The organism is Enterococcus sp. AZ101, from assembly GCF_050499005.1.
GTDB lineage: Bacteria > Bacillota > Bacilli > Lactobacillales > Enterococcaceae > Enterococcus_L > Enterococcus_L ureilyticus.
This window is the reverse complement of sequence record NZ_JBMHEZ010000001.1, coordinates 1,830,055-1,851,363: the sequence shown is the minus strand read 5'-3', so window position 1 is coordinate 1,851,363 and position 21,309 is coordinate 1,830,055. Positions and strand designations below refer to the sequence as shown.

20 protein-coding genes are annotated in these 21,309 nt (G+C 35.1%); 10 read left to right on the top strand and 10 right to left on the bottom strand.

What is annotated here, in order from left to right:
- Nucleotides 1-17: 17 nt before the first annotated feature.
- A complete protein-coding gene (efbA, locus tag IGJ50_RS08805) occupies nucleotides 18-1,739 on the bottom strand; it encodes a fibronectin-binding protein EfbA (RefSeq protein WP_429949920.1) in 1,722 nt (573 codons plus the stop codon).
- 386 nt (nucleotides 1,740-2,125) lie between these two features.
- Between efbA and IGJ50_RS08800 the strand changes: the two genes are divergently transcribed.
- Nucleotides 2,126-3,070 (top strand): haloacid dehalogenase-like hydrolase, encoded by a 945-nt coding sequence (locus IGJ50_RS08800; protein WP_429949918.1) that lies wholly within the window; start codon nucleotides 2,126-2,128, stop codon nucleotides 3,068-3,070.
- 48 nt (nucleotides 3,071-3,118) lie between these two features.
- On the opposite strand, the gene IGJ50_RS08795 is transcribed toward IGJ50_RS08800, so the two are convergent.
- Both IGJ50_RS08795 and IGJ50_RS08790 read right to left on the bottom strand, forming a co-directional pair.
- Nucleotides 3,119-4,240 (bottom strand): 5-methyltetrahydropteroyltriglutamate--homocysteine S-methyltransferase, encoded by a 1,122-nt coding sequence (locus tag IGJ50_RS08795; protein ID WP_429949917.1) that lies wholly within the window; start codon nucleotides 4,238-4,240, stop codon nucleotides 3,119-3,121.
- Nucleotides 4,241-4,259: 19 nt separating this feature from the next.
- Nucleotides 4,260-5,378: a 5-methyltetrahydropteroyltriglutamate--homocysteine S-methyltransferase gene (locus tag IGJ50_RS08790; protein ID WP_429949916.1), complete on the bottom strand. Its 1,119-nt coding sequence runs from the start codon at nucleotides 5,376-5,378 to the stop codon at nucleotides 4,260-4,262.
- Nucleotides 5,379-5,907: 529 nt separating this feature from the next.
- Between IGJ50_RS08790 and IGJ50_RS08785 the strand changes: the two genes are divergently transcribed.
- The 5 genes from IGJ50_RS08785 (at nucleotide 5,908) to IGJ50_RS08765 (ending at nucleotide 10,318) form a co-directional block, all read left to right on the top strand.
- A complete protein-coding gene (locus IGJ50_RS08785; protein WP_429949914.1) occupies nucleotides 5,908-6,567 on the top strand; it encodes a hypothetical protein in 660 nt (219 codons plus the stop codon).
- A gap of 111 nt (nucleotides 6,568-6,678) precedes the next feature.
- The gene (locus tag IGJ50_RS08780) at nucleotides 6,679-7,266 is read left to right on the top strand and encodes a GNAT family N-acetyltransferase (RefSeq protein WP_429949913.1); all 588 of its coding nucleotides are present in this window, start codon (nucleotides 6,679-6,681) and stop codon (nucleotides 7,264-7,266) included.
- Nucleotides 7,267-7,646: 380 nt separating this feature from the next.
- The gene (gene trpX / locus IGJ50_RS08775) at nucleotides 7,647-8,636 is read left to right on the top strand and encodes a tryptophan ABC transporter substrate-binding protein (RefSeq protein ID WP_429949911.1); all 990 of its coding nucleotides are present in this window, start codon (nucleotides 7,647-7,649) and stop codon (nucleotides 8,634-8,636) included.
- A 12-nt stretch (nucleotides 8,637-8,648) separates the two neighbouring features.
- Nucleotides 8,649-9,536: an ABC transporter permease gene (locus IGJ50_RS08770; protein WP_207121651.1), complete on the top strand. Its 888-nt coding sequence runs from the start codon at nucleotides 8,649-8,651 to the stop codon at nucleotides 9,534-9,536.
- Entirely contained in the window at nucleotides 9,533-10,318 is a 786-nt protein-coding gene (locus tag IGJ50_RS08765) for an ABC transporter ATP-binding protein (RefSeq protein ID WP_207121650.1), read from the top strand. The genes IGJ50_RS08770 and IGJ50_RS08765 overlap by 4 nt, the downstream gene beginning before the upstream one ends.
- A 131-nt stretch (nucleotides 10,319-10,449) precedes the next feature.
- On the opposite strand, the gene IGJ50_RS08760 is transcribed toward IGJ50_RS08765, so the two are convergent.
- Together IGJ50_RS08760 and IGJ50_RS08755 are read right to left on the bottom strand one after the other, a co-directional pair.
- Nucleotides 10,450-10,908 carry a threonine/serine exporter family protein gene (locus IGJ50_RS08760; RefSeq protein WP_207121649.1) on the bottom strand — a complete coding sequence of 153 codons (459 nt, stop codon included), beginning with the start codon at nucleotides 10,906-10,908 and terminating at the stop codon, nucleotides 10,450-10,452.
- Between the two features lie 12 nt (nucleotides 10,909-10,920).
- The gene (locus IGJ50_RS08755; protein WP_207121648.1) at nucleotides 10,921-11,682 is read right to left on the bottom strand and encodes a threonine/serine exporter family protein; all 762 of its coding nucleotides are present in this window, start codon (nucleotides 11,680-11,682) and stop codon (nucleotides 10,921-10,923) included.
- Nucleotides 11,683-11,925: 243 nt separating this feature from the next.
- Here IGJ50_RS08755 and IGJ50_RS08750 point away from each other — a divergent pair, with 243 nt between their 5' ends.
- Complete coding sequence (locus tag IGJ50_RS08750) at nucleotides 11,926-12,114, top strand: hypothetical protein (protein WP_069641275.1); 189 nt, start codon at nucleotides 11,926-11,928, stop codon at nucleotides 12,112-12,114.
- Between the two features lie 39 nt (nucleotides 12,115-12,153).
- Here the strand turns inward: IGJ50_RS08750 and IGJ50_RS08745 are convergent, their stop codons facing one another.
- Nucleotides 12,154-12,927, bottom strand: coding sequence for a Cof-type HAD-IIB family hydrolase (locus IGJ50_RS08745; RefSeq protein WP_429949908.1), 774 nt, complete (start codon nucleotides 12,925-12,927; stop codon nucleotides 12,154-12,156).
- A 150-nt stretch (nucleotides 12,928-13,077) separates the two neighbouring features.
- Between IGJ50_RS08745 and IGJ50_RS08740 the strand changes: the two genes are divergently transcribed.
- Together IGJ50_RS08740 and IGJ50_RS08735 are read left to right on the top strand one after the other, a co-directional pair.
- Nucleotides 13,078-13,797, top strand: a complete 720-nt coding sequence (locus IGJ50_RS08740; protein ID WP_069641277.1) for a response regulator transcription factor — start codon at nucleotides 13,078-13,080, stop codon at nucleotides 13,795-13,797.
- Nucleotides 13,798-15,267, top strand: a complete 1,470-nt coding sequence (locus tag IGJ50_RS08735; RefSeq protein ID WP_069641278.1) for a sensor histidine kinase — start codon at nucleotides 13,798-13,800, stop codon at nucleotides 15,265-15,267.
- Between the two features lie 38 nt (nucleotides 15,268-15,305).
- Here the strand turns inward: IGJ50_RS08735 and IGJ50_RS08730 are convergent, their stop codons facing one another.
- The 3 genes from IGJ50_RS08730 to IGJ50_RS08720 form a co-directional block, all read right to left on the bottom strand.
- Nucleotides 15,306-15,857 carry a hypothetical protein gene (locus IGJ50_RS08730; RefSeq protein WP_069641425.1) on the bottom strand — a complete coding sequence of 184 codons (552 nt, stop codon included), beginning with the start codon at nucleotides 15,855-15,857 and terminating at the stop codon, nucleotides 15,306-15,308.
- Nucleotides 15,858-15,861: 4 nt separating this feature from the next.
- Nucleotides 15,862-16,572, bottom strand: coding sequence for a hypothetical protein (locus IGJ50_RS08725; protein WP_429949905.1), 711 nt, complete (start codon nucleotides 16,570-16,572; stop codon nucleotides 15,862-15,864).
- Between the two features lie 107 nt (nucleotides 16,573-16,679).
- The gene (locus tag IGJ50_RS08720; RefSeq protein ID WP_069641426.1) at nucleotides 16,680-18,788 is read right to left on the bottom strand and encodes an LTA synthase family protein; all 2,109 of its coding nucleotides are present in this window, start codon (nucleotides 18,786-18,788) and stop codon (nucleotides 16,680-16,682) included.
- A 295-nt stretch (nucleotides 18,789-19,083) separates the two neighbouring features.
- On the opposite strand from IGJ50_RS08720, the gene IGJ50_RS08715 reads away from it, so the two are divergent.
- Nucleotides 19,084-20,256, top strand: a complete 1,173-nt coding sequence (locus IGJ50_RS08715) for a class I SAM-dependent rRNA methyltransferase (protein ID WP_429949903.1) — start codon at nucleotides 19,084-19,086, stop codon at nucleotides 20,254-20,256.
- A 38-nt stretch (nucleotides 20,257-20,294) separates the two neighbouring features.
- Here IGJ50_RS08715 and IGJ50_RS08710 read toward each other — a convergent pair whose 3' ends face one another.
- Nucleotides 20,295-21,191 carry a LysR family transcriptional regulator gene (locus IGJ50_RS08710; protein ID WP_429949902.1) on the bottom strand — a complete coding sequence of 299 codons (897 nt, stop codon included), beginning with the start codon at nucleotides 21,189-21,191 and terminating at the stop codon, nucleotides 20,295-20,297.
- Nucleotides 21,192-21,309: the final 118 nt, after the last annotated feature.

Here is a 21,309-nt window from a genome sequence, read left to right as displayed (position 1 = left end):
AAATTGGCTGTTTCTTATCAATTAGAACGAAACGTTGTTGGATTATTTTCTTTTAGAGTCTCTAATAACTGTTCATCAGGGGTTACATAAAGTGTTTTTTGGTTCTCATAAATCACATATCCTGGTTTTGCGCCGTTTGGTTTGTGGACATGTTTGACTTGAACATAGTCAACTGGTACTTGAGCAGAAAGACGATATTTAGAATAATAAGCGGCAAGATTAGCAGCTTCCATCAATGTTTTATCAGAAGGTGCAGCATTTTTAATGATTACATGTGATCCAGGAATATCTTTTGCATGTAGCCAAACATCGGTTTTCTTTGCTGTTCTTAGTGTAAGCTGATCATTTTGCAGGTTATTCCGACCAACTAGAATTAAATCACCTTCACTTGAATAGAATTCTTCTGGTTTGCTCTTTTTTAATTGTTTTTGTTTTTTAGCACCACGTTTTTTTACATATCCTTGTTCGATCAATTCCTCACGAATCATCTCAATATCCATAGGACCAGCTATTTCTAATTGTGATAAGACAGATTCTAAGTAGCTGATTTCTTGAGTTGCTTGTTCAATTTGTCCATGAACGACTTTTACTGCATTTTTTAGCTTTTGATATTTTTGAAAATATTTTTGTGCATTTTGATTAGGTGTTAGAGCAGGATTTAATTTTATGGGTAATAATTGATCTTCCTCATAATAGTTTGGCAATTCAACGAACTCAGCGCCTTTAGGAACTTGAGCCATAAAGGTAGTTAATAGTTCACCATCGCGACGATAATTTTCAGCATGTTCTGTGTCAGCTAAGGTTTGTTGAAGTTTTACAACTTTACTTTGATTACGTTTTAATTCGTTTTCGATTTTATGGATCAATTCACCGCCTTGTTGTTTGACGCGGTCTTTTTCAGCTTTCCCACCATAAAAGGCATCAAGTAACTCACTTAGCGTGTTAAAGGATTGTTGCTTTCCTTCAAGTGAAATGAAGGGAAGTGGGGTAAAGTATTCTTTTTTTGCAGCTATTGTCAATGTCGGTGCAACTTCGTTTTCAAGGGAGGCCCAAAAAGATTGCCATACAAGCATTTTTTCATTTGGATGTTCCTTTAAACGAAAGGCTAATTCATCGGCAGTGTCTTTCCCTAAGCCTTGAAATTGACTTTGTAAGTATTTCCCATTGACTTCACTGGTTTTAGAAAGAAGCTCAAAAACCTTTTCCTTACTTGCTGAGAAGGGATTTTGTTGTTCTTGTTTTGGTGGTTCGATGTATTCGACGCCAGGAAGCAAAGAACGATAACTATTTTGAGAGCTACCAATATGTTTGATGGCATCCAAGATTTTTCCATTTTCTTTATTCATCAACACGATGGTACTGTGTCTGCCCATCAATTCAACAATTAGCACGATATTTTGCAAATCACCTAACTCATCTCGTTTTGTAAATGTAAAATGGATCACCCGATCATTCTCTACCTGATGAATGTGTTCTAAAATAGCACCTTCGAGAAACTTGCGTAACATCATCACAAAGTTAGGTGGTGTATCAGGATTCGCATAAGCAATTGCTGTCAATTGTACACGAGCATAACTAGGATGAGCAGATAAAAGTAATTTATGATTTTTTCCTTTAGAGCGGATCACTAAAACAATTTCATTTTCATACGGCTGATGAATTTTAGAAATTCGGCCAGCTACTAACTTCTCAGACAATTCTGAGATCATTCCATGAGTAAATACGCCATCAAATGACATAAACATCCCTCAATTCTATATACATAATAGTATTATTATAACGGAGTTCTTTTTAATTATAAAGGAAGTGGAAAAGAAAAGTCATAGAATGAGAGTTTATTTCATTTGATACATAAATGACTGCGCTTTCCTGTTGTTTTTAGTATAATAGAGTTAAAGTAATTTATTTATTCTTTTAAAGGCTATCCTTTTTGGAATATAGTTTCCTATTTTTCAGTCAGAACTAAACGAGCCCATTACGCTTTTATGTTATCTAGCTGCATGGGCTAGTTCTTCGGAAAAAAGAGAAGCTAAAAAGGAGGTAAAAAACACCTCAATTTTAGTTTCCTATTTTTCAGTCAGAACTTAAAGAGCCCATTACGCTTTTAAAATAAGGAGGAGTCAATATGGTAAAACGGTTAATTAGTGCAAGTTATAGTGAAGTGGCAAAAATGACGGGTGAAGAGTTGAAGCAGTCGATTAAGGCAAGTGAGGGGCGGACGATTTTATCTGAAAATGTTGTTGTAGCTTCTCCCCAAGCCGGAGATATCAGTAATGCGGAGGTTGCAGCGGCATTTGGCGCGGATTTGATTTTATTAAATGTTTTTGATTGTTTTAATCCCATCGTCCAAGGAATTCCCGGGATGTCTATGGAAGAGATCATGACCTATTGGCAAAATCCAGAAAAAAATAAAATCAACCCTATACCGATCTTGAAAGAATTAGTGGGACGTCCGATTGGTGTGAATTTAGAACCAGTAGATGATTCATCTACCATGTTCAGCGAAAAATTGACCATCAGCAATGGCCGGACAAGTTCAAAAGAAACTATTCAAAAAGCTGAAAAAATGGGGATCGATTTTATTTGTTTGACAGGAAATCCAGGAACCGGTGTAACGAATTTAGAAATTGCTAAAGCTGTGAAAGTTGCAAAAGAACATTTTTCTGGTTTGATCATTGCTGGGAAAATGCATAGCGCAGGCTCAGATGAACCTGTCGTTTCTACAGAAGCAGTAGAAGCGTACGCTAAAGCTGGAGCTGACATCTTATTATTGCCAGCTGTAGGAACTGTTCAAGGCTTTACGGAAGCGGATATGAAAGAAGCCGTGGCAATTGCTAAAAAGTATGATTTGTTAACAATGTCAGCAATCGGAACAAGTCAGGAAAGTGCAAGCAAAGAAACGATTCGCCAAATTGCATTGACAAATAAAATTTGTGGCGTAGATATTCAACATATAGGAGACGCTGGTTATGGCGGACTAGCACCTGCAGAAAATATTTACGAAATGTCTGTTGCAATTCGAGGAATGCGCCATACCATCAATCGCATGGCTCGTTCAGTTAATCGATAAAATAACAAAAAACAAGAAGCTGGTTTGCACCAAACTTCTTGTTTTTTGTTATGCATCTTGCCAAACACGTTTAGCGGTATCAACAACTAGTCTGACTTTGGCCCATTGCTCGGCTTCAGTCAGATGATTTCCTTCTTCAGTAGAAGCAAATCCGCATTGTGGAGACAGACAAAGATTTTCCAATGGGATAAAGGGGGTTGCTTCATTAATTCTGTTGATTAAACCTTCTTCTGATTCTAAAATAGGAAACTTGGAAGTTATTAACCCTAAAACTACTTTTTTTGTAGGATTATTTTTAAAGATTTGCCCTAACGGTTCAAATCCACCAGAACGATCATCATCGTATTCTAAGAAATAGCCATCGATATTTAATTGGGCTAGATAAGTAGCAACATGATCATAAGGTCCAGCGATGGCCCAATCAGATTTATAATTACCGCGACAAACATGCATGGTAATGATTAAATCATCCGGTAGTCCTTTAAGTAACTGGTTAATAACAGTAACGCCGGCTTCACATTGTTGATGCCAATGCTTGATTTCTTCTTCTGATTTAGCATTTTCGATAAATCCTGTATACATTCCCCAAGAAGTATCATCCAATTGAAGATAACGACAACCTAGATCGTAAAATTTTTGGATAGTTTTATGATAGGCTGTGGCTAAATCATCAATAAAAACTTTTTCATCTGTGTAACTCGCATAAGTAAAAGTATCACTTTTTCGATTAAAAAGTAGTGTGGGTGAAGGAATTGTCGCTTTAGGTATGATTCCTTCTGGTGTATGCTCCTTTAAGAACGTGAAAGCTTCGAAAAAGGGATGATCTGGGTTGAAAGTGACTTTATCTGATATCTGATATGAAGCAGCTCTAGTTTCTACTTGATTGAATTGATAGCCATGCTCAGGTATGAGTTGATCAACACCATTCAATCCCCATAAAAAATCTAGATGCCACCAGCTACGACGAAATTCACCGTCTGTCACAGCCTTCAAACCATTGTAGACTTGTTTGTTGATCAGTTCAATAATTGCTTGGTCTTCGACTGATTTCAGCTCAGCCACAGAAATTGTTTGCTTTAGAAAATTTTCTCGAGCTGTTTTTAGTGCATCAGGGCGTAAGAAACTCCCTACTTGGTCGTAGCGAAATGGAATATCTTTGATAGCGGTCATGTTATTACCTCCTTTTTATTTAAGCATCTTGCCAAACTGTTTCAGCCACGGTTTTTAAAAGTTCGATTTTTTGCCATTGGTCGTCCTCAGTTAAGTGATTGCCTTCGTGAGTTGAGGCAAATCCACACTGTGGCGATAAACAAATTTGCTCCAACGGTACAAATTGAGCAGCTTCGTTGATTCGTTCAACAAGCATGTCTGAACTTTCTAGTTGACCATTTTTTGTTGTAATCAATCCTAGAACAATTCGTTGGTCCTTTAATTCTTTCAGAGGCTCAAAGCCGCCAGAACGTTCATCATCATATTCTAAGAAAAAACCGTCAAAGGCATCGATTGAAAATAAATTTTTAGCGATTTTTTCATAAGAACCATTATAAAGCCAATGGGATTGGAAATTTCCTTTACAGAAGTGGAAGGTAACAGCTAGATCAGCAGGTTTGTTTGCTAAAGATTTTTCAGTTACTTCTTGAAAATCAGTTAATAGTTGATCAGCATCTAAGCCATTCGCTTTAATCATTTCACGGAATCGATCATCGAATAAACCACCCCAACTTGTATCATCCAGTTGTAAATAGCGACAACCCGCATCATAAAAAGCTTGGATCGCATTTTGGTATGTTTGGATCAAATCTTTTTTGAATGCTTCTAATGAATCATAGATTGGTTGTTCATTGTATTGCTTTGATAAAATCAAGGAATCCAAGAAAATCATATTTGGTCCCGGAATTGTTTGCTTCGCTAAAGCAGGTGAAGCATATTTTTGTGTAAAGCGAAAGTGCTCAAGGAAAGGATGATTGTCAGAAAACGATAGAGGGCCACTAACGTATGTCCCTTGAGCTTCCGTAGTTAAACCAAAGGCAGTTGTTTGGAAATCATAAACAGTAATACCATTTAAACCAGCAATAAAATCTAAATGCCACCAACGACGGCGAAATTCACCATCAGTTACAGCGTAGAGTCCAGCTGTCTTTTGTTTTTCAATTAATTCGATAATCGCTTTATCTTCTACTTTGGTTAATTCTTCCTTAGAAAGATCACCGTCGGCGAATGCAGTACGTGCATTTTTTAAGTGTTCTGGTCGTAGAAAGCTGCCTACGATATCGTAACGAAAAGGGATTTTTTTGTTGCTGTTTGGCATAATATTTCCTCCATTTTTTAGTCAGATTTAGTTGAAAATAAAAAAAGCCCTCTACTTTTTTTTGCAAAAGTAAAGGACGACTGAGCGTGTTACCACCTTTATTCAAAAATCTCTCACAAGATTCTTCTCAATGAGTACAAATCTATTTAATCAATACTCGGACGCTGTATTGGGCGTTCCCAAACTTGGCTGTACAGTGTTGACCAAGATTTACTTAAAGACCATCTTCCTGTTTTTTCAAATTACCTCTTTTCAGCTACCGAGACTCTCTAATCAACTTTCTAAAACAGTACTCTTCTTTTCATTGTATTTTAATATATTTATCATTAATGAAAGTATAGGATAGCGCATCCGTTTTGTCAACAGGTGAATGAATCAATCATAATATTATTGTTTTTTAATATTTAGGTGTATATAAGTAGAAAAATATCCTTTTTTTATTAAATATCAACTGCTCATTGTTTGTTATACTAGGCAAAGGAATCAACTACTAGTATAATAAGAGTATAAGTTGTAGAGGAGCAGACCCATGAAGAAGAATTTTGTTGATGTTAAAGATGATTTTGTAGCATCTATAAACAAACAGAAAAAACTGAGTGCGATTATTTTAGTAGTGCTTGTTTTATTTATTATTAGTCTATTTATAGTGGTGCCTAAAGTACAGGCTAATATTCGATCATCTGAGATCAACTCTTTAGTAAATCAAGAAAGGCTTACTAAAAAAGCCAATTATTTAGAGGCGAAAACAGCTGATAAAACAATTAGTGAAAAGACTGCAATGACTGTTTTATTTTCAGTACCAAGTGGGAAAACATACGAAAATGTCATCGCTGTTTTAAAAGATTCAAATCAAATGAAAGAATTTAATCATAGTATTTATATTTATCCAATTGTTTATGAAGCCGAAAAAATTGAAAAAAAATATAATATCAAAAAAAATGAAGTCACGATTCTTTTCTTTGAAAATGGGAAAGAAAAAAATAGAATCACCGTGGATGAAAGTTTAGACACTAAAACAATGTTGATTCCTGCTTTAAATCAGTTGCCATTGTCTGGTGTAGGGCAAAGCGTTCAACCTCCTACAACAACTTCAACAGAAGAAACAACAGAAACAACAAAGGAAGATCAAACCATCAATGAAGAAACAGTGGATGATCCGAATACAGAAGCTGATTCTATAGTGCAATAAATCAATTTTGGAAAGAAGGGCTTGATATGAAAGAATTTATTTTATTCAGTTTATTGGGACTTTTTACAATGAAACCTAGATTGCAACGTGTATACGTAAGAAGTGAACGACGTGACAAGTATTAAATGGCGGACTTTAGCGACTGACTTAATAAGAAAGAGGACTCAGCCTAAAACTGAGTCCTCTTTCAAACGTAATAGGTCTAAAAAAATTCAAATAACAGAAAAAATCTATTTAATCCCCTTTGATAAGCTTCGTAAAGAATCATTAAAATGGTATCAAGATCCAGAGAGTATGTATCATATCGTGGGTGCTAAAATCACGTATTCAGAAGAACAAATTCAACAAATGTATGAATGGCAAGATGAGCATGGGTTACTTTATTACATTGAATATAAAAACGGCGACCTTGTTCAAATAATCGGTGATGTCTGGCTAGCAAAAGATGATTATGCCATTGTGATCGATCAAGCGTTTCGCAATCGGCATATTGGACGGGCGGTCACAAAATACTTTATCTACAAATCAAAAAAATTAGGTAGAGAATTTATCATGGTAAGTGAAATTTTTGATTGGAATAAAGCATCTAAGCAAATGTTCACAAGTTTGAATTTTTATCCGTTCAAAGAAAATAAAGATAGTTGGAGCTATCGAAGACAGTTGAAAAAGAGCAAAAGAACCAGTGAAGAGTCAAAATAATTTCTATTTAATACATTTTTAGACTTGACGAATAAATTCTCTATAGTGTACACTTGCTGTAACAGAAAAAACTTGTAGGAGTGATTACATGAACCAACTATCAAAACCAATTAGCAAATTGAATCATTCATGGCAAAACTGGCGTAGATAGTTGTATGTATGAGACTCTCATAGATACAACTTTAGAAGATGATTTCTAAATTTTGTATCTATGTCGGTATATTAAAGCTGTATTTTTGACCGCATAGATGATTAGTCTATGCGGTTTTTGTTGAAAAGACAACGACTGCTCCTTTTTAGGAATTGTCGTTGTCTTTTTTTAATACTTTCATACAGAGCTAAAGAAGCCAACTACGTATTCACATTTAGGAGGAGAATTTATGAGAAAAAATCGTTTATCATTTGTTGTAGCAATTATTGTTATTTTTTTAATTGGTTCATTTTTTTTCGAAAAAAAAGAGACGTTCAAAGAGGAGTTGCCAACCGTTGGTGTACTGCAATTTGTTAGTCATCCTGCACTGGATCAAATCTATAAAGGCATCCAGACGGGGTTGAAAGAAGAAGGCTATGAAGATGGTAAGAATATAACCATTGCTTTTCAAAACGGACAAGCTGATCAAAGTAAATTAGCTACGATGAGTCAACAATTAGTGCAAGAAAAAAAATCTAATGTCTTGATAGGAATCGCTACACCAGCAGCACAAGCTTTAGCTAATACAACTTCTGAAATCCCAATCGTTCTTGGTGCGATTACTGATCCGGTTAGTGCTGGACTTGTAAAAAATGATCAACAGCCTGGTGGCAATATAACGGGTGTCAGTGATAAATCACCAGTTGATGCACAATTTGAGTTAGTAAAAGAAATTTTGCCGGAAAGTAAAAAGGTCGGTATATTATATGCTTCATCTGAAGAAAATTCTAAGTATCAGGTTGAGGAAGCAAAAAAAATTGCTGAAAATCAAGGATGGAGTGTTAAGACCTATGCAGTCCCTTCCAGTAATGAAATTGCGCAAACAGTTCAAGTCATGACAAGTGAAGTCGATTTTATTTATATTCCCACTGATAATACGATTGCCAATGCAATGCAGACGGTTGTGAATGAGGCAAATAAAAGCAAAACACCCATTATTCCATCCGTAGATACGATGGTTGAACAAGGTGGACTTGCTACTGTTGGAATCAATCAATTTGATTTGGGTATACAGACAGGTAAAATGGCGGCTGATATTTTATCAGGAAAAGCCAAACCTGCAACAACGCCAATTTATACATTTAAAACGGGAGATATTATCATCAACGAAAAACAAGCTGCTAAATTAGGAATTTCAATTCCTGAAAATATCAAGTCAAAAGCAACGATTATAGAATAGGGAGAGGATCAAATGATTGTTTCAGCGATTGGACAAGGAATGTTATGGGCAATATTAGGGTTAGGGATTTTTATGACATATCGTATATTAAATTTTCCGGATATGACAACAGAGGGGTCATTTCCTTTAGGTGGTGCAGTTTGCGTTACGGCAATTACATCCGGTATCCATCCGATTTTAGCAACATTACTAGGTGTTTTAGCGGGGATGTGTGCAGGTTTAGTAACAGGTTTACTATTTACTAAAGGAAAAATTCCCGTAATCTTAGCGGGGATTTTGGTTATGTCAGGTTTGAATTCTGTTATTCTTTATGTGATGCAAACACCAAATTTATCTTTATTGAATAAACCAAAAATTCAAGATTTCTTTTTACAACTAAACTTACCTAATTATTATGATATTATTTTTTTAGGTGTGATTGTTTTAGCCATCATCATCAGTTTACTACTGTTTTTCTTTAACACGAATTTAGGTCAAGCATATATTGCAACTGGAGATAACGAGCATATGGCCCGTTCGATCGGAATCAAGACGGATTCTATGAAAATATTAGGGTTGACATTATCAAATGGTGTCATTGCATTGTCTGGGGCGCTAATTGCACAAAATGATGGCTACGCGGATGTCAATAAAGGAACTGGCGTAATTGTCATTGGTTTGGCTTCCATCATTATTGGAGAGGTCCTCTTTGGTGAACTGACATTTGCTGAACGTCTTGTGGCAATTGTCGTAGGAAGCATCATTTATCAACTACTTATTTTGCTTGTCATTAAACTGGGCTTCGACACAACGTATTTAAAAATCTTTTCAGCAGTGATATTGGCGGCATGTTTAATGATTCCACAACTAAAAAAAGCATTGAATCTTCACTTTTTACCACAAAAGGAGGCAGACAAATGAGTACAGTGTTAGAGCTTAAAAATGCGACAAAACAAATTGATAATGGCTTAAATGAAACAAAACTGATTTTGAATCATGTAAATTTAAAAATTGCACAAGGTGAATTTGTCACGGTACTTGGTGGGAATGGTGCGGGGAAAAGTACGTTATTTAATAGTATTGCAGGAACTTTGGACCTAAGTGAAGGGGAGCTTTTTATAGACGGTCAGAATATTACAAATTATTCTGAAGAAAAGCGCGCAAAGTACTTTTCTCGAGTGTTTCAAGATCCAAAAATGGGAACGGCCCCAAGGATGACAGTTGCAGAGAATTTATTATTAGCATTACATCGAGGCAAAAGACGAGGGTTACGTTTACGAAAGCTGAATGAAGAAAGAACTTTTTTTACAAAGATTTGTAGTGAAGTTGGCAATGGTCTGGAAAATCATTTAGATACGCCAACTGGAAATCTATCAGGCGGACAAAGACAAGCTTTAAGTTTATTGATGGCAACGTTGACCAAACCCGAGCTATTACTTTTAGATGAGCATACAGCTGCGTTAGATCCTAAAACATCAAAACAGTTGATGCAACTGACAGATCAACGAATCAAAGAAGGTCAGTTGACCTGTTTGATGATTACGCATCGTATGGAAGATGCACTACACTATGGCAATCGTTTGATCGTCCTACAAAAAGGAAAAATTATTAAAGATTTAAATAAGGCAGAAAAAGAAAAACTAAGCTTACAAGATCTATTATTATTCTTCGAAGAAGCAGCTGAAGAAATTTCGGTTGATTAAAAAAGGCGAGATAAAAGCGTTTAGCTCCGAAGGATTTACTTTTTCCGCGCTGTTTATTCGAATTTAGAGCGCGAAACAAAACTGACCTTTAGTTTTGTCTTGCGCTCCTGCTTTTTTTTTCTGTTTTTATCTTATGAATTATTGATTGTCGATCTATTTTTATCAAAAAATTTTTTCAATAAACGTTCAACGATACCAGTCACCATAAAACCAGCAGCAATTGCACCGGCTGTCAGGATTACTTTGATGATCGAGTGAAATCCTCCAACATAATCACCTAAAACGATGCTTCTAACTGCTTGATAGGCAGCTCCACCAGGTACTAATGGAACTAAGCTGGGAATATTAAAGATCGTCATCGGCATTTTTTTTCTACGTGAAAAATAAATACTTAACAAACCAATACCAATAGCACCCAGAAAATTAGCAAAAATTTCTCCTGCTTCCAAATTTTTCGTGAACCAAAAAATCATCCAGCCTACAGCACCAGTGAGGCCGCAAGCGTTTAAAACTTTTCTAGGGACATTTGTAACAATTCCAAAGGTTACCGTACTCAGATAACTAAATAAGCAATGTATAATAACTTCCACAGAATTTTCTCCTTACATAAATAATTTAAACACAATGGCGATCCCAATCCCAATCGAGCCGGCCACAAAGATGGCTTCGGTGGCTCGTGCAGTTCCACTCAAAAGATGGCCGGCTAAGATATCTCTAAACGAGTTTGTAATAGCTACTCCAGGCACAAGTGGCATGACGGCACCGATAATAATATTATCGATATTTTCAGCTACATGAAACTTTACTGCTAGATAAGCTAAAAATCCAATTGAAAAAGCCGCAAGAAAATCATCTAAAAACTTGATATTTAACCACTCTTTAGTAAAAAAAGCTACACTAAAACCGATCATACCGATGAAAAAAGTAGCGAAAAAATCATTCCAAGTACCACCAAATATATACATCAACATACAGCTGACCACTCCTGCTGAAAGAATTTGCAGAAGAGTAGAATAAGTGGGTGCTTCATGAGTGATGTTTTTTAGCTTTCGATTAAGTTCTTCCAATGTAATTTCTTTGTTAGCAAATTTTCGGGAAAGGTCATTAACGATCGCAACATTTTCTAAATTGATACTTCGTTCTGTAACATTTTCTAATTGGGTATAATTACTAGAACGAAAGCCCATAAAAAGTCCTGTCGCTGTAACGTAGCTGACACTTTCTTTTTGACCGGCATTTTCAGCAATACGATTCATCGTATCTTCAACTCGATATACTTCAGAGCCACTTTCGGTCATGATTTTTCCAGCCATTAAGCACGTATCTAAAATAAGTTGTATTGTTGATTGTTTATCTGTTCTCATAATAAAAAAACTCCTTACCCTAAAGGTTACAATAAGGTTAGTGTATCACTTTTTTATCCTGTTTGAAATGACTAGCGTATTATCTAGAAAAATACCAACGAGCAGAAATATTTAGAATTCTCTTAGAATTATAAGGAAACCCTAAAAAATTGTAGAAAACTTCACAGATAGCTAAAAGTTCCTTGCTTTTTCCAAGTAAAAGTCCTATCCTTATAGATAACAAACCGAAGGGGTCTAGATATTATGGATAAGCAATGGTCACTTTATTCAGTAAGCAGTCTGATTTTACTTGTATTGTTAAAAAGAACGTTCGATCAGGGACATATGGGATTAAGCATAATCCTGCTTCTTCTCTTACTGATTCAAGTGACAGGAACCGTTATCTGTGTTCATCAAAAAAGACATAAAAAAGAAATCCCATCTTCTAAATAAGAAGTGGGATTTTTTAGTGTAATTTAGTAGAGCACTTCGTTAAATCAAGTCAAAATGTTTCAACGCATGAACAATTCCGCCGTCAGTATTTTTTTTGGTGATAAAGCTAGAACGTTCTTTTAATTCGCTACGTGCATTGCCCATCGCAATTTTATGGTCACAAGCTTCAAATAATGCAAGATCATTAATCCCATCTCCAAATGCAAAAGTTGGAACTTTAGGCAGTTCTAGTGTCTTAAATAGATTTTGAACACCACTGCCTTTAGAGACACCTTTTCTTACAGTATCAATTGAATAAGGACCATTACGATAAAAGGTCATTTCTGGGAACTGCTTTAGATAATGCTCATCCCCATCTTCGGATAGTACTAACATCATATTTACAGTTTTCTCAGCCAAATTGGATCGATCAATATCAGGAACGTCAGAATGAATAAAAGCATAGGCATTTCTTAAGATGTCGCTGTGACCAGAACACCAAATTTGTTGATCATTATAAAAAGAAATCTCATGTCCAAGACTTTTGACCTGTTCATACATTTTTAGACATTCTTCATAGGAGAATTCATCTGAATAAACTTTCTTTCCTTCTACTTGAATAAATTGACCATTCATTACAATCGCAGAATCAATGCCGCTATCTTTCATAATATGCTCAATTTCTACAACGGTTCGTCCAGTCGCGATCAATGGTAAAATTTGATTGGCTTTTAATGCACGAATTGCGCTTGTAATCTCGGGTGTGATTTGGGACTTATCATTCAATAAGGTTCCATCCAAATCAAAAAAAGCAACTGCTTGTATATTTTCCATGAATTTTCAACGTCCTTTCAACACTTATCTTATCAAAGATTGAATAAAAGACAAAGCTTTTTTGAAGAAAGGTAGAAGTTATTGGAGCTAAGCCAATTTTAGAGTATAATATAAATGACGTTAAACTAGAAGGGAAGAGGCGATTAGATAATGAATGTCTTAATGATAGAAGATAATGAATCTGTTTCAGAAATGATGCAAATGTTTTTCTTAAATGAGGGGTGGGAGGCAACATTTAAATATGATGGGAAGGAAGGTTTAGATGCTTTTTTAGAAAATCCTGAGAAATGGGATATGATCACTCTAGACTTAAACTTGCCTACAATGGACGGAATGGCGGTCTGTCGTGAGGTCCGTAAAGTTTCAAATTCGGTTCCAATCATTATGTTAACAGCACGTGATTCAGAAAGCGATCAAGTAATCGGATTAGAGATGGGAGCAGATGATTATGTTACAAAACCGTTTAGCCCGCTAACGTTGATTGCTCGAATAAAAGCCTTGCATCGCCGCTCTGAAATTGGAGAACATAATTTAGATGGCGCAGACCGTTCAGATGATCAGTTCGATGTCGAAACAGATCACTTTAAGATGAATACGAAGACAAGAGAGGCCTATCTTGATAATCAGCCAATCGATGGATTAACACCAAAAGAATTTGATCTTTTATATACGTTAGCTAAAAAGCCGCGACAAGTATTTTCACGTGAGCAGTTGCTTGAAATGGTTTGGGATTATCAATATTTTGGAGACGAACGTACAGTTGATGCGCATATAAAAAAATTGCGTCAAAAAATTGAAAAAGTTGGACCACAAGTAATTCAAACGGTTTGGGGCGTAGGGTATAAATTTGACGATTCTGGAGTAGCTTAGATGAAATATTTATACCAACAATTACTAGCTTTTTGGGGTGTGATCATACTGATCATTTTAATTGTGGGCACATCCTTTACACAACTAACTAAAAAAACGATGCAAGATACAAATTATGAGCAGCTTAGAGGGTATGCGCAATCAGCTTGGCAAACAAAAGATTCGATCAATCGCTACCCAGGAATGACTGAACAAGAGCTGCTAAATATGTCGTTTACTTTATCTGAAAGCGTATTGAGCAATCAGGATGTTCAGTTTATATTTATAGATCATGATATGACGATCCAATATCCTGTGAACACTAAAAAGAAGTTTGATTATTCTCTGATAGAAGAAAATTGGGCCAACTTGATGCAAGGTCAACAGGAATATACTACAATCGATAAAGATATTTATGGAAATAAACATATGTCTTCCTATGTGATGATGCCAGTTACGAAGACCAATGTTCAAACAAATGAAAATTCAATCGTCGGTGCATTAGTGGTTACGCAACCTGCTAAAAATGTTTCTGATAGTGTGGATGCCATAACTGCAAACTTGTTCAAAGGATTTATCATATCAAGTATTGTAGGCTTAATTTTAAGTTACTTTTTTGCTAGTTTCCAAGTGAAACGGATCAATCGTATGAGAAAGGCTACTAAAGAGATAACTAGTGGGAATTTTGATGTCAAATTAGTCACACATGATAAAGATGAATTTGATGATCTAGCAGAAGACTTCAATAAAATGGCCGAGTCCTTGAAAGAATCCCGAGAAGAAATCGATCGGCAAGAAGATCGCCGGCGCCAATTCATGGCAGATGCTTCTCATGAGATGAGAACGCCATTAACGACGATCAATGGTTTATTGGAAGGTCTTCAGTATAATGCGATCCCCGAAGGTCAAAGAGAAAATGCCATTAAACTTATGCAAAATGAAACCTCACGTTTGATTCGACTTGTAAATGAAAATTTAGACTATGAAAAGATTCGAACCAATCAAATCAGTATTGTCGTCAAAAAATTTGATGCCACAGAGACATTGAAGAATATTCTTACGCAATTAGAGGGGAAAGCAGAATCAGCAAACGATAAACTTATCTTGGAAGCTGAGAATGCAATCGATGTATATGCTGATTATGATCGATTTGTTCAGATCATGGTCAATATTATTCAAAACGCAATACAATTTACTCGTGACGGTGAGATTCGAGTTCGTCTGCAAAAAGGTTATTTAGAGACGATTGTAACGATTTCGGATACAGGTATTGGGATGACAGAAGAGCAAGTCCAAAATATTTGGGATCGGTACTATAAAGTCGATCCTTCAAGGAAAAATACAAAATATGGTGAATCTGGTTTGGGCTTATCGATCGTACAACAATTAGTTCGTTTGCATAAGGGAAAAATCAGTGTAACAAGTGAAGAGGGCAAAGGAACAAGTTTTACTATTTCTTTTCCTGATGTGGAAATAGAAGATGAAATGTAAAAAGTACCGGTTAAACAATTTTGTTTAACCGGTACTTTTTATGCAATTTTGATAACTTTATCCATGTAAGGACTTTCAGCGATCTGAATGTCATTTGTTAAAACCAAAATGGCTTTTTGTTTTTCTTTTGCTATTTTTTGAAGCAAAGGTAGGAGCTCTTGTCTTTGACCAATAGACAGTTTTTGGAAAATGTCATCAATAATGATAACATCTTTTTCTATGAGCATAAGCTGAACTAAATGAAGCTTAATTTGCTCAAAAGAAGTTAGTTCTTCTTCTGATTTGTTTAGTACATTTGTAGCAAGTCCCACATAAATAAATAGATCATCAAGCCGTTTCTTTTTATCCTTTTCTTTGATGGAAGAACCTACAAACAAATTGTCTCTGATAGATAGATAAGGTAAGAAAGTATTTTCAGATGAAATAAAGCCCACAGCCATCGATTGTTTCATCTCAAATGTTTTATCAATAAGAAAGTAAAAATCGGCTTGAATACTACTTTGGTCTTCTAAAACAACGGTCATATGTTGTTGTTGAAATAATTCCTTAAAACTTTCTTCAGTCCAATTTTTTGCTAAAGGAAAATTCATACACTCACGTCCTAAATACTTTTTTTGAATTTCTTGAAAGAAAATAGGTTGAAGCAAAAGTAACTCCAGTTGTAATCGATAATAATAAAAGACAATTTTTTGAAAAAGCCTTGAAAATCGTAGCAATCGGTAAACTGCTAATTCTTAGGGATAAAAAGTGTGTTTCTCCAGTTGAATTCATCACTTGGTTAGGTGTGCTTTCTATAAGTACATTAGAAGAGAAAAATGCCACACGTTTAATTCCCAGTCCTTTTGCAAGTAGTGGTCTAACTTGTAATAAAATAAATTCATATGTATGCTGACAGACAATAAGAACTACTCCAGTGGTGATTATTCCAACTGTAATTGGAATGATACTTTCTAAAATAGATTGCTTCACAATAAAACGATTTGAAAAGCCCATAATACGCCATTTCATCATATCTTGTTTTTTTATATTTAATGAAATAAAAACTAACAGAGTAATTAGCATTGCCCACAGTAATATAAAAACTAAATATAAAGTAGAATACAGCTGCATAATTTTTTGATAGTTAGAATGGTACTCAGAGTTATTGATTAAGTCGCTTACTTGATCATATAAAGACGTTTCTAGATCTTTCAAATTCAACAGACTAGTCAATAAAAATAGAAAAAAAGCAGAGCAAACACCAATACAAAAAGAAATCCTTTTATGATAAGAAACGCTGGCAAACGCGTAACGAATATTTTTCAAATAGGTTCACCTCACTAACGTAAGTATAAAAGAAGAATATGAATTAATTATGAATAAGATTTAAAAAAGCTTGAGTAATTTACTCAAGCTTTCATGATTGTTCTGTGTTATTGTCCAGATTTTAAATAGTCTTGATAAGATTCGGTATGGTATTTATCAACGGTAGAGGTGTTATCATTTTTGCTGTAAACACTTGTTGATTTTTGCCCTTTATCTGCTTCTATTTTTTCTAGTTGTTCCAATTGATCTTTGTAATTATAATCGTCTGGATTGACAGGCGTCAATCCGCTATTTGTATAGAAACGGAGCAAGTCACCATTTGTTGTTTGATCAGACATTTCAAGTTGTAAGTTCGCTTTGTCTTTCAAGGCTTGCGCTTCTTGTTTCTGTTGTTCAGTTGGTTCTTCGATCAAACGACCAGTTGCCGTGTCATAGATACTAGAACCTAGCATTGTATACTTAGGTGAAACATAATTTCCGTTTCTAAAAGCAACAAGTTGTGCATTTTCTTTAGAGAATAAATCTTGTCCCATTTGAATATAATTTTTAGTATCGATACCCATTAGATGTAATAAAGTAGGTAAAGCGTCGATTTGACCACCATAAGTATGATTGATCCCGCCATTTGTTTGTCCTGGAATATGAATCATATAAGGAACACGTTGCATTGTTGAATTGTCAAAATCATTCCAAGTTGATTTTGATTTCCCAACAAGTTCTGCTAAGTTTTGATTTCTAGAAGTAGAAACGCCATAGTGATCACCATAAAGTACGATCACAGAATTTTCATATAATCCAGAAGCTTTCAAATAATTAAAGAATTCTTCAACTGCTTTGTCAAGATAATTTGCTGTAGCAAAGTAGCCGTTGATCGTTTCATCATTTGTTTGTGCAATCGGGAACCCAGCTTCATTGTTTGTAAATTGTGAATAAGGGTAGTGATTTGAAACAGCAATAAATTTAGAATAAAACGGTTGTTGTAAATGTTCCAAGTATTGGGCTGACTGTTGGAAAAACGGTTTGTCATGCAAACCATATTGGAACGAATTATCTTCATTCACATCATAGTAGTTTGCATCAAAGAAATAATTATATCCTAAGTGTTTATACGTTTCGTTACGATTCCAAAAGTTACCAGCATTTCCATGAAAGACAGCACTGGTGTAACCTGCTTCTTGACCCAAGATAGCCGGAGCTGCTTCAAAAGTATTTTTACCACCCACTTGGGTGAATAAAGAACCTTGATCTAAACCAAATAATGAATTTTCAAACATTGTTTCAGCATCACTTGTTTTTCCTTGTCCCACTTGGTGGAAGAAGTTATCAAAACTATAGGTGCTATTGCTGTGATACAAGCTATTGATGAAAGGAGTTACAACGTGTTCAACACCTTGCTCATCTTTCAATTTGTAATCGATCAAAAATTGTTGGAAACTTTCTAAGTGAATGTAAATCACATTTTTACCTTTAGCAATCCCAAAGGTATCTGGATTTGGTGCAGCATGATGTTCTTTAACGTAATCAGCTACAGCATCCATATCATTTTCACTCGCTTCAGCACGAACCTGGTTAGTTTGATAAGTTGTCACACCATCATAGACCGTAAAGGCATTCAAACCTAAAAATTTAACGATATAATCACGAGAAAATTGGCGACCTAATAATTGCGGACGAGCTGTTTCAGCTAATGTTAAATTGGTAACGAAAAATAAAGCAGACAACATCGTAATGGAAACAGCGACACGTGCTCGAACAGGACGTTCATCCATTTTGATCTTTTTAGTGAGCAATAACACACCGATAATAATGAAGTCGATCCAATAAAGTACGTCATAAGGTCTAAACAAACGTAAAGCACTTTCGCCAAGACCGCTAGCAACTTTTCCAGCACCAAGCATTGTGTTGACAGTGATAAAGTCAGTAAATTCTCTATAGTAAACGACATTTGAAAAGACCAGTAATGTCATCAAGAAATAGATCACCATCATAGTAATATATGAGGCTCTCTTTCTTCTAACATACAAAGCGATAGCCAATAAGAAAAAGGTTGAGGCGATTGGATTAATAAAGAGAATGAAATACTCGAAAGCATTTTCGATTCTTAAATGGAAATCAACCGTATAGGCAAAAATATTTTTTAGCCAGATTAATACTGCCACAAACCCAAACAGTCCTAGTCTAGTGTTTAAAAAATTAGGCATATGTATTTTTTTTATATTATTCAAAATAAACGTATCCTTTCCGAAGTCAAATCTAAAGGAAAGCCTAAGAAACAATTCTAAGAGCTTTCCGTATACTGTTCTAATTCTACTCTGTCTACAATTCGATGTCAATTTAAATCAGGATTGTCCTCATAAAAGTTAATGAAATTTTACTTTTCTTAAGATTATCAGACCCAATCAGTTGATAATGTCTGGCGACAGAAGAAATAATTTTTGCTATACTAGCAAATGGTGAGCTCTATAGTAGTTTTTACTAAGGAATCAAATTTGGCAAAGGAAGTAACGAAAAATGAATATAATGGTAACAAAGAAATCAGAAAAAAAATTTAAGGGAAGATACCCGCTAATTCAAAAAGAAGATTTATTGGAAATACCGAAAACATTCACTGATGAGTGGATCAGATTCGTGGATAGTCAAGGAAAGTTTCTTGCTACAGGATATCTTGGTAAGCAAAATAAAGGAATTGGCTGGTTGGTTAATTGGGAAGGAACGATTGATTCACTTTTTCTAGAAAATTTATTTTTAAAAGCGAAAGATCAACGGCAAGTTTTTGATCAAGAGGAAGCTACGACGGCTTACCGTTTATTTAATGGAGAAGGGGATGGGTTAGGCGGATTGATCATTGATCGTTACGATAAATTCGCTGTTTTCTCTTGGTATAACGAAACCTTGTATCAGAAAAAAGCAACGATCATTCAAGCGTTTAGAAATAGCTTTCCAGAAATTAAAGGAGCCTATGAAAAAGTCCGCTTTACGAGTGATACATTACCTGAATCTCAAAAATTATTTGGGTTAGAGGCACCTGAACCGCTATTCGTCTATGAGAACGGTGTAAGGTATGCTACGTATTTAAATGATGGATTGATGACAGGGATTTTTCTAGACCAAAAAGAAGTAAGAGGGCGTTTAGTTGAAGGCGTAGTAGCTGGCAAGACAGTCTTGAATATGTTTAGCTATACAGGCGCATTTTCAGTTGCCAGCGCAATGGGCGGCTCTAGTACAACGACTAGTGTAGACTTGGCAAAACGAAGTTTACCGAAAACAAAAGAACAATTTGAAGTGAATCATTTAGCCGTAGACGATCAAAAAATCATCGTTATGGACGTTTTCGACTACTTTAAATATGCGTCACGTAAGCAGTTACATTATGATGTAATCATTTTAGATCCGCCAAGTTTTGCTCGAAATAAGAAGAAAGTATTTTCCGTAGCTAAAAATTATGGGGATTTAGTGAAAGATTCAGTAGATATTTTAGAACAAGAAGGCTTATTGATTGCTTCAACAAATGCTGCAAATATTTCTTTAGAGAAATATAAACACATGATAGTTCAGGCATTAGAAGAAAAGCAAGTTCGGTATCAATTTAAAGAAACCTATCAACTACCGAATGATTTTAGAACCAATAAGCATTTTGAAGAAGGTAACTATCTAAAAGTATTTTTCATTGAAATTATAAAATAGCAACAAGAATCGTTCTCTCTCAGGAACGATTCTTTTTGCTATTCATAAAACATATTTTGAGCAAACGAGACGATAAATTCTTTAAAGCGTAAGGCAGCAGGTGATAAAAAATGATCTTTTTTCGTAGCTAAATAGATGTAGCGAGGAAAAAAATTATCTTCAAGGGTAATCATTTTGACATTATAGGCTGAAATTGAAGGGATTTTAGGCATCAAAGCTATTCCATAATTGTGGGCAACAAATCCAAGCATGGTGTGATCTTCTTCCACTTCACAAATAATATTTGGTGTAACAGAGGCGGCTGTTAACATCTTATCAAGGTAAGGGCGCAAACCACTTCTCTGATTAAAGTAAACAAAGGGATAAGCACTTGTTTCTTTTAAAAAAATACTGTCGTAGCTTGCCAGGGGATGGTCAACAGGTACAATCAAAACGATTTCCTGCTCTGTTAAAATTTCATAATTTAGTTGTTCATCTTCTTTTAACTTAGAAGTGATTGCAAGATCAACATCTTCTTTTAATAATAAATCAGTCATATCTGAAGAATTTCCTTGAAATAAATGAAAACGAATTTGCTCATTACCTGGGTATGCAGAGAATTCTTTCATCAACATAGGAGCTAAAAAAGAGCCAGCAGTATAAATAAAACCAAAGTCGATCAACCCTTTTTCAGGACTGACTAATTCTTTTAAGGCACGTTCACCTTTCGCTAATTCTTCTAAAGCAGTTGACACATAGGTGTAGAAAAATTTTCCGTATTTGGTCAGTTGAATATTTCTGCCTTTTTTTTCAAAAAGTTGGGCGTCTAATTCTTTCTCTAGTTCAGACATAGAGTGACTTAAATTGGGCTGTGTTGTATTTAATAATTTTGCTGCGTGGGTCATATGTTGGGTATCAGCTAACATTCTAAAAAATTCTAGTTGTCGCAAATTCATAGGTAAAAACTCCTTATTGGTCATTCATAAGCATAGTTTATCAATAAATACTCAAACATGCATCAAAAAAGCCAAAATCATTTTAAAACAATATATAAATATTGTTTATCGGAAACAT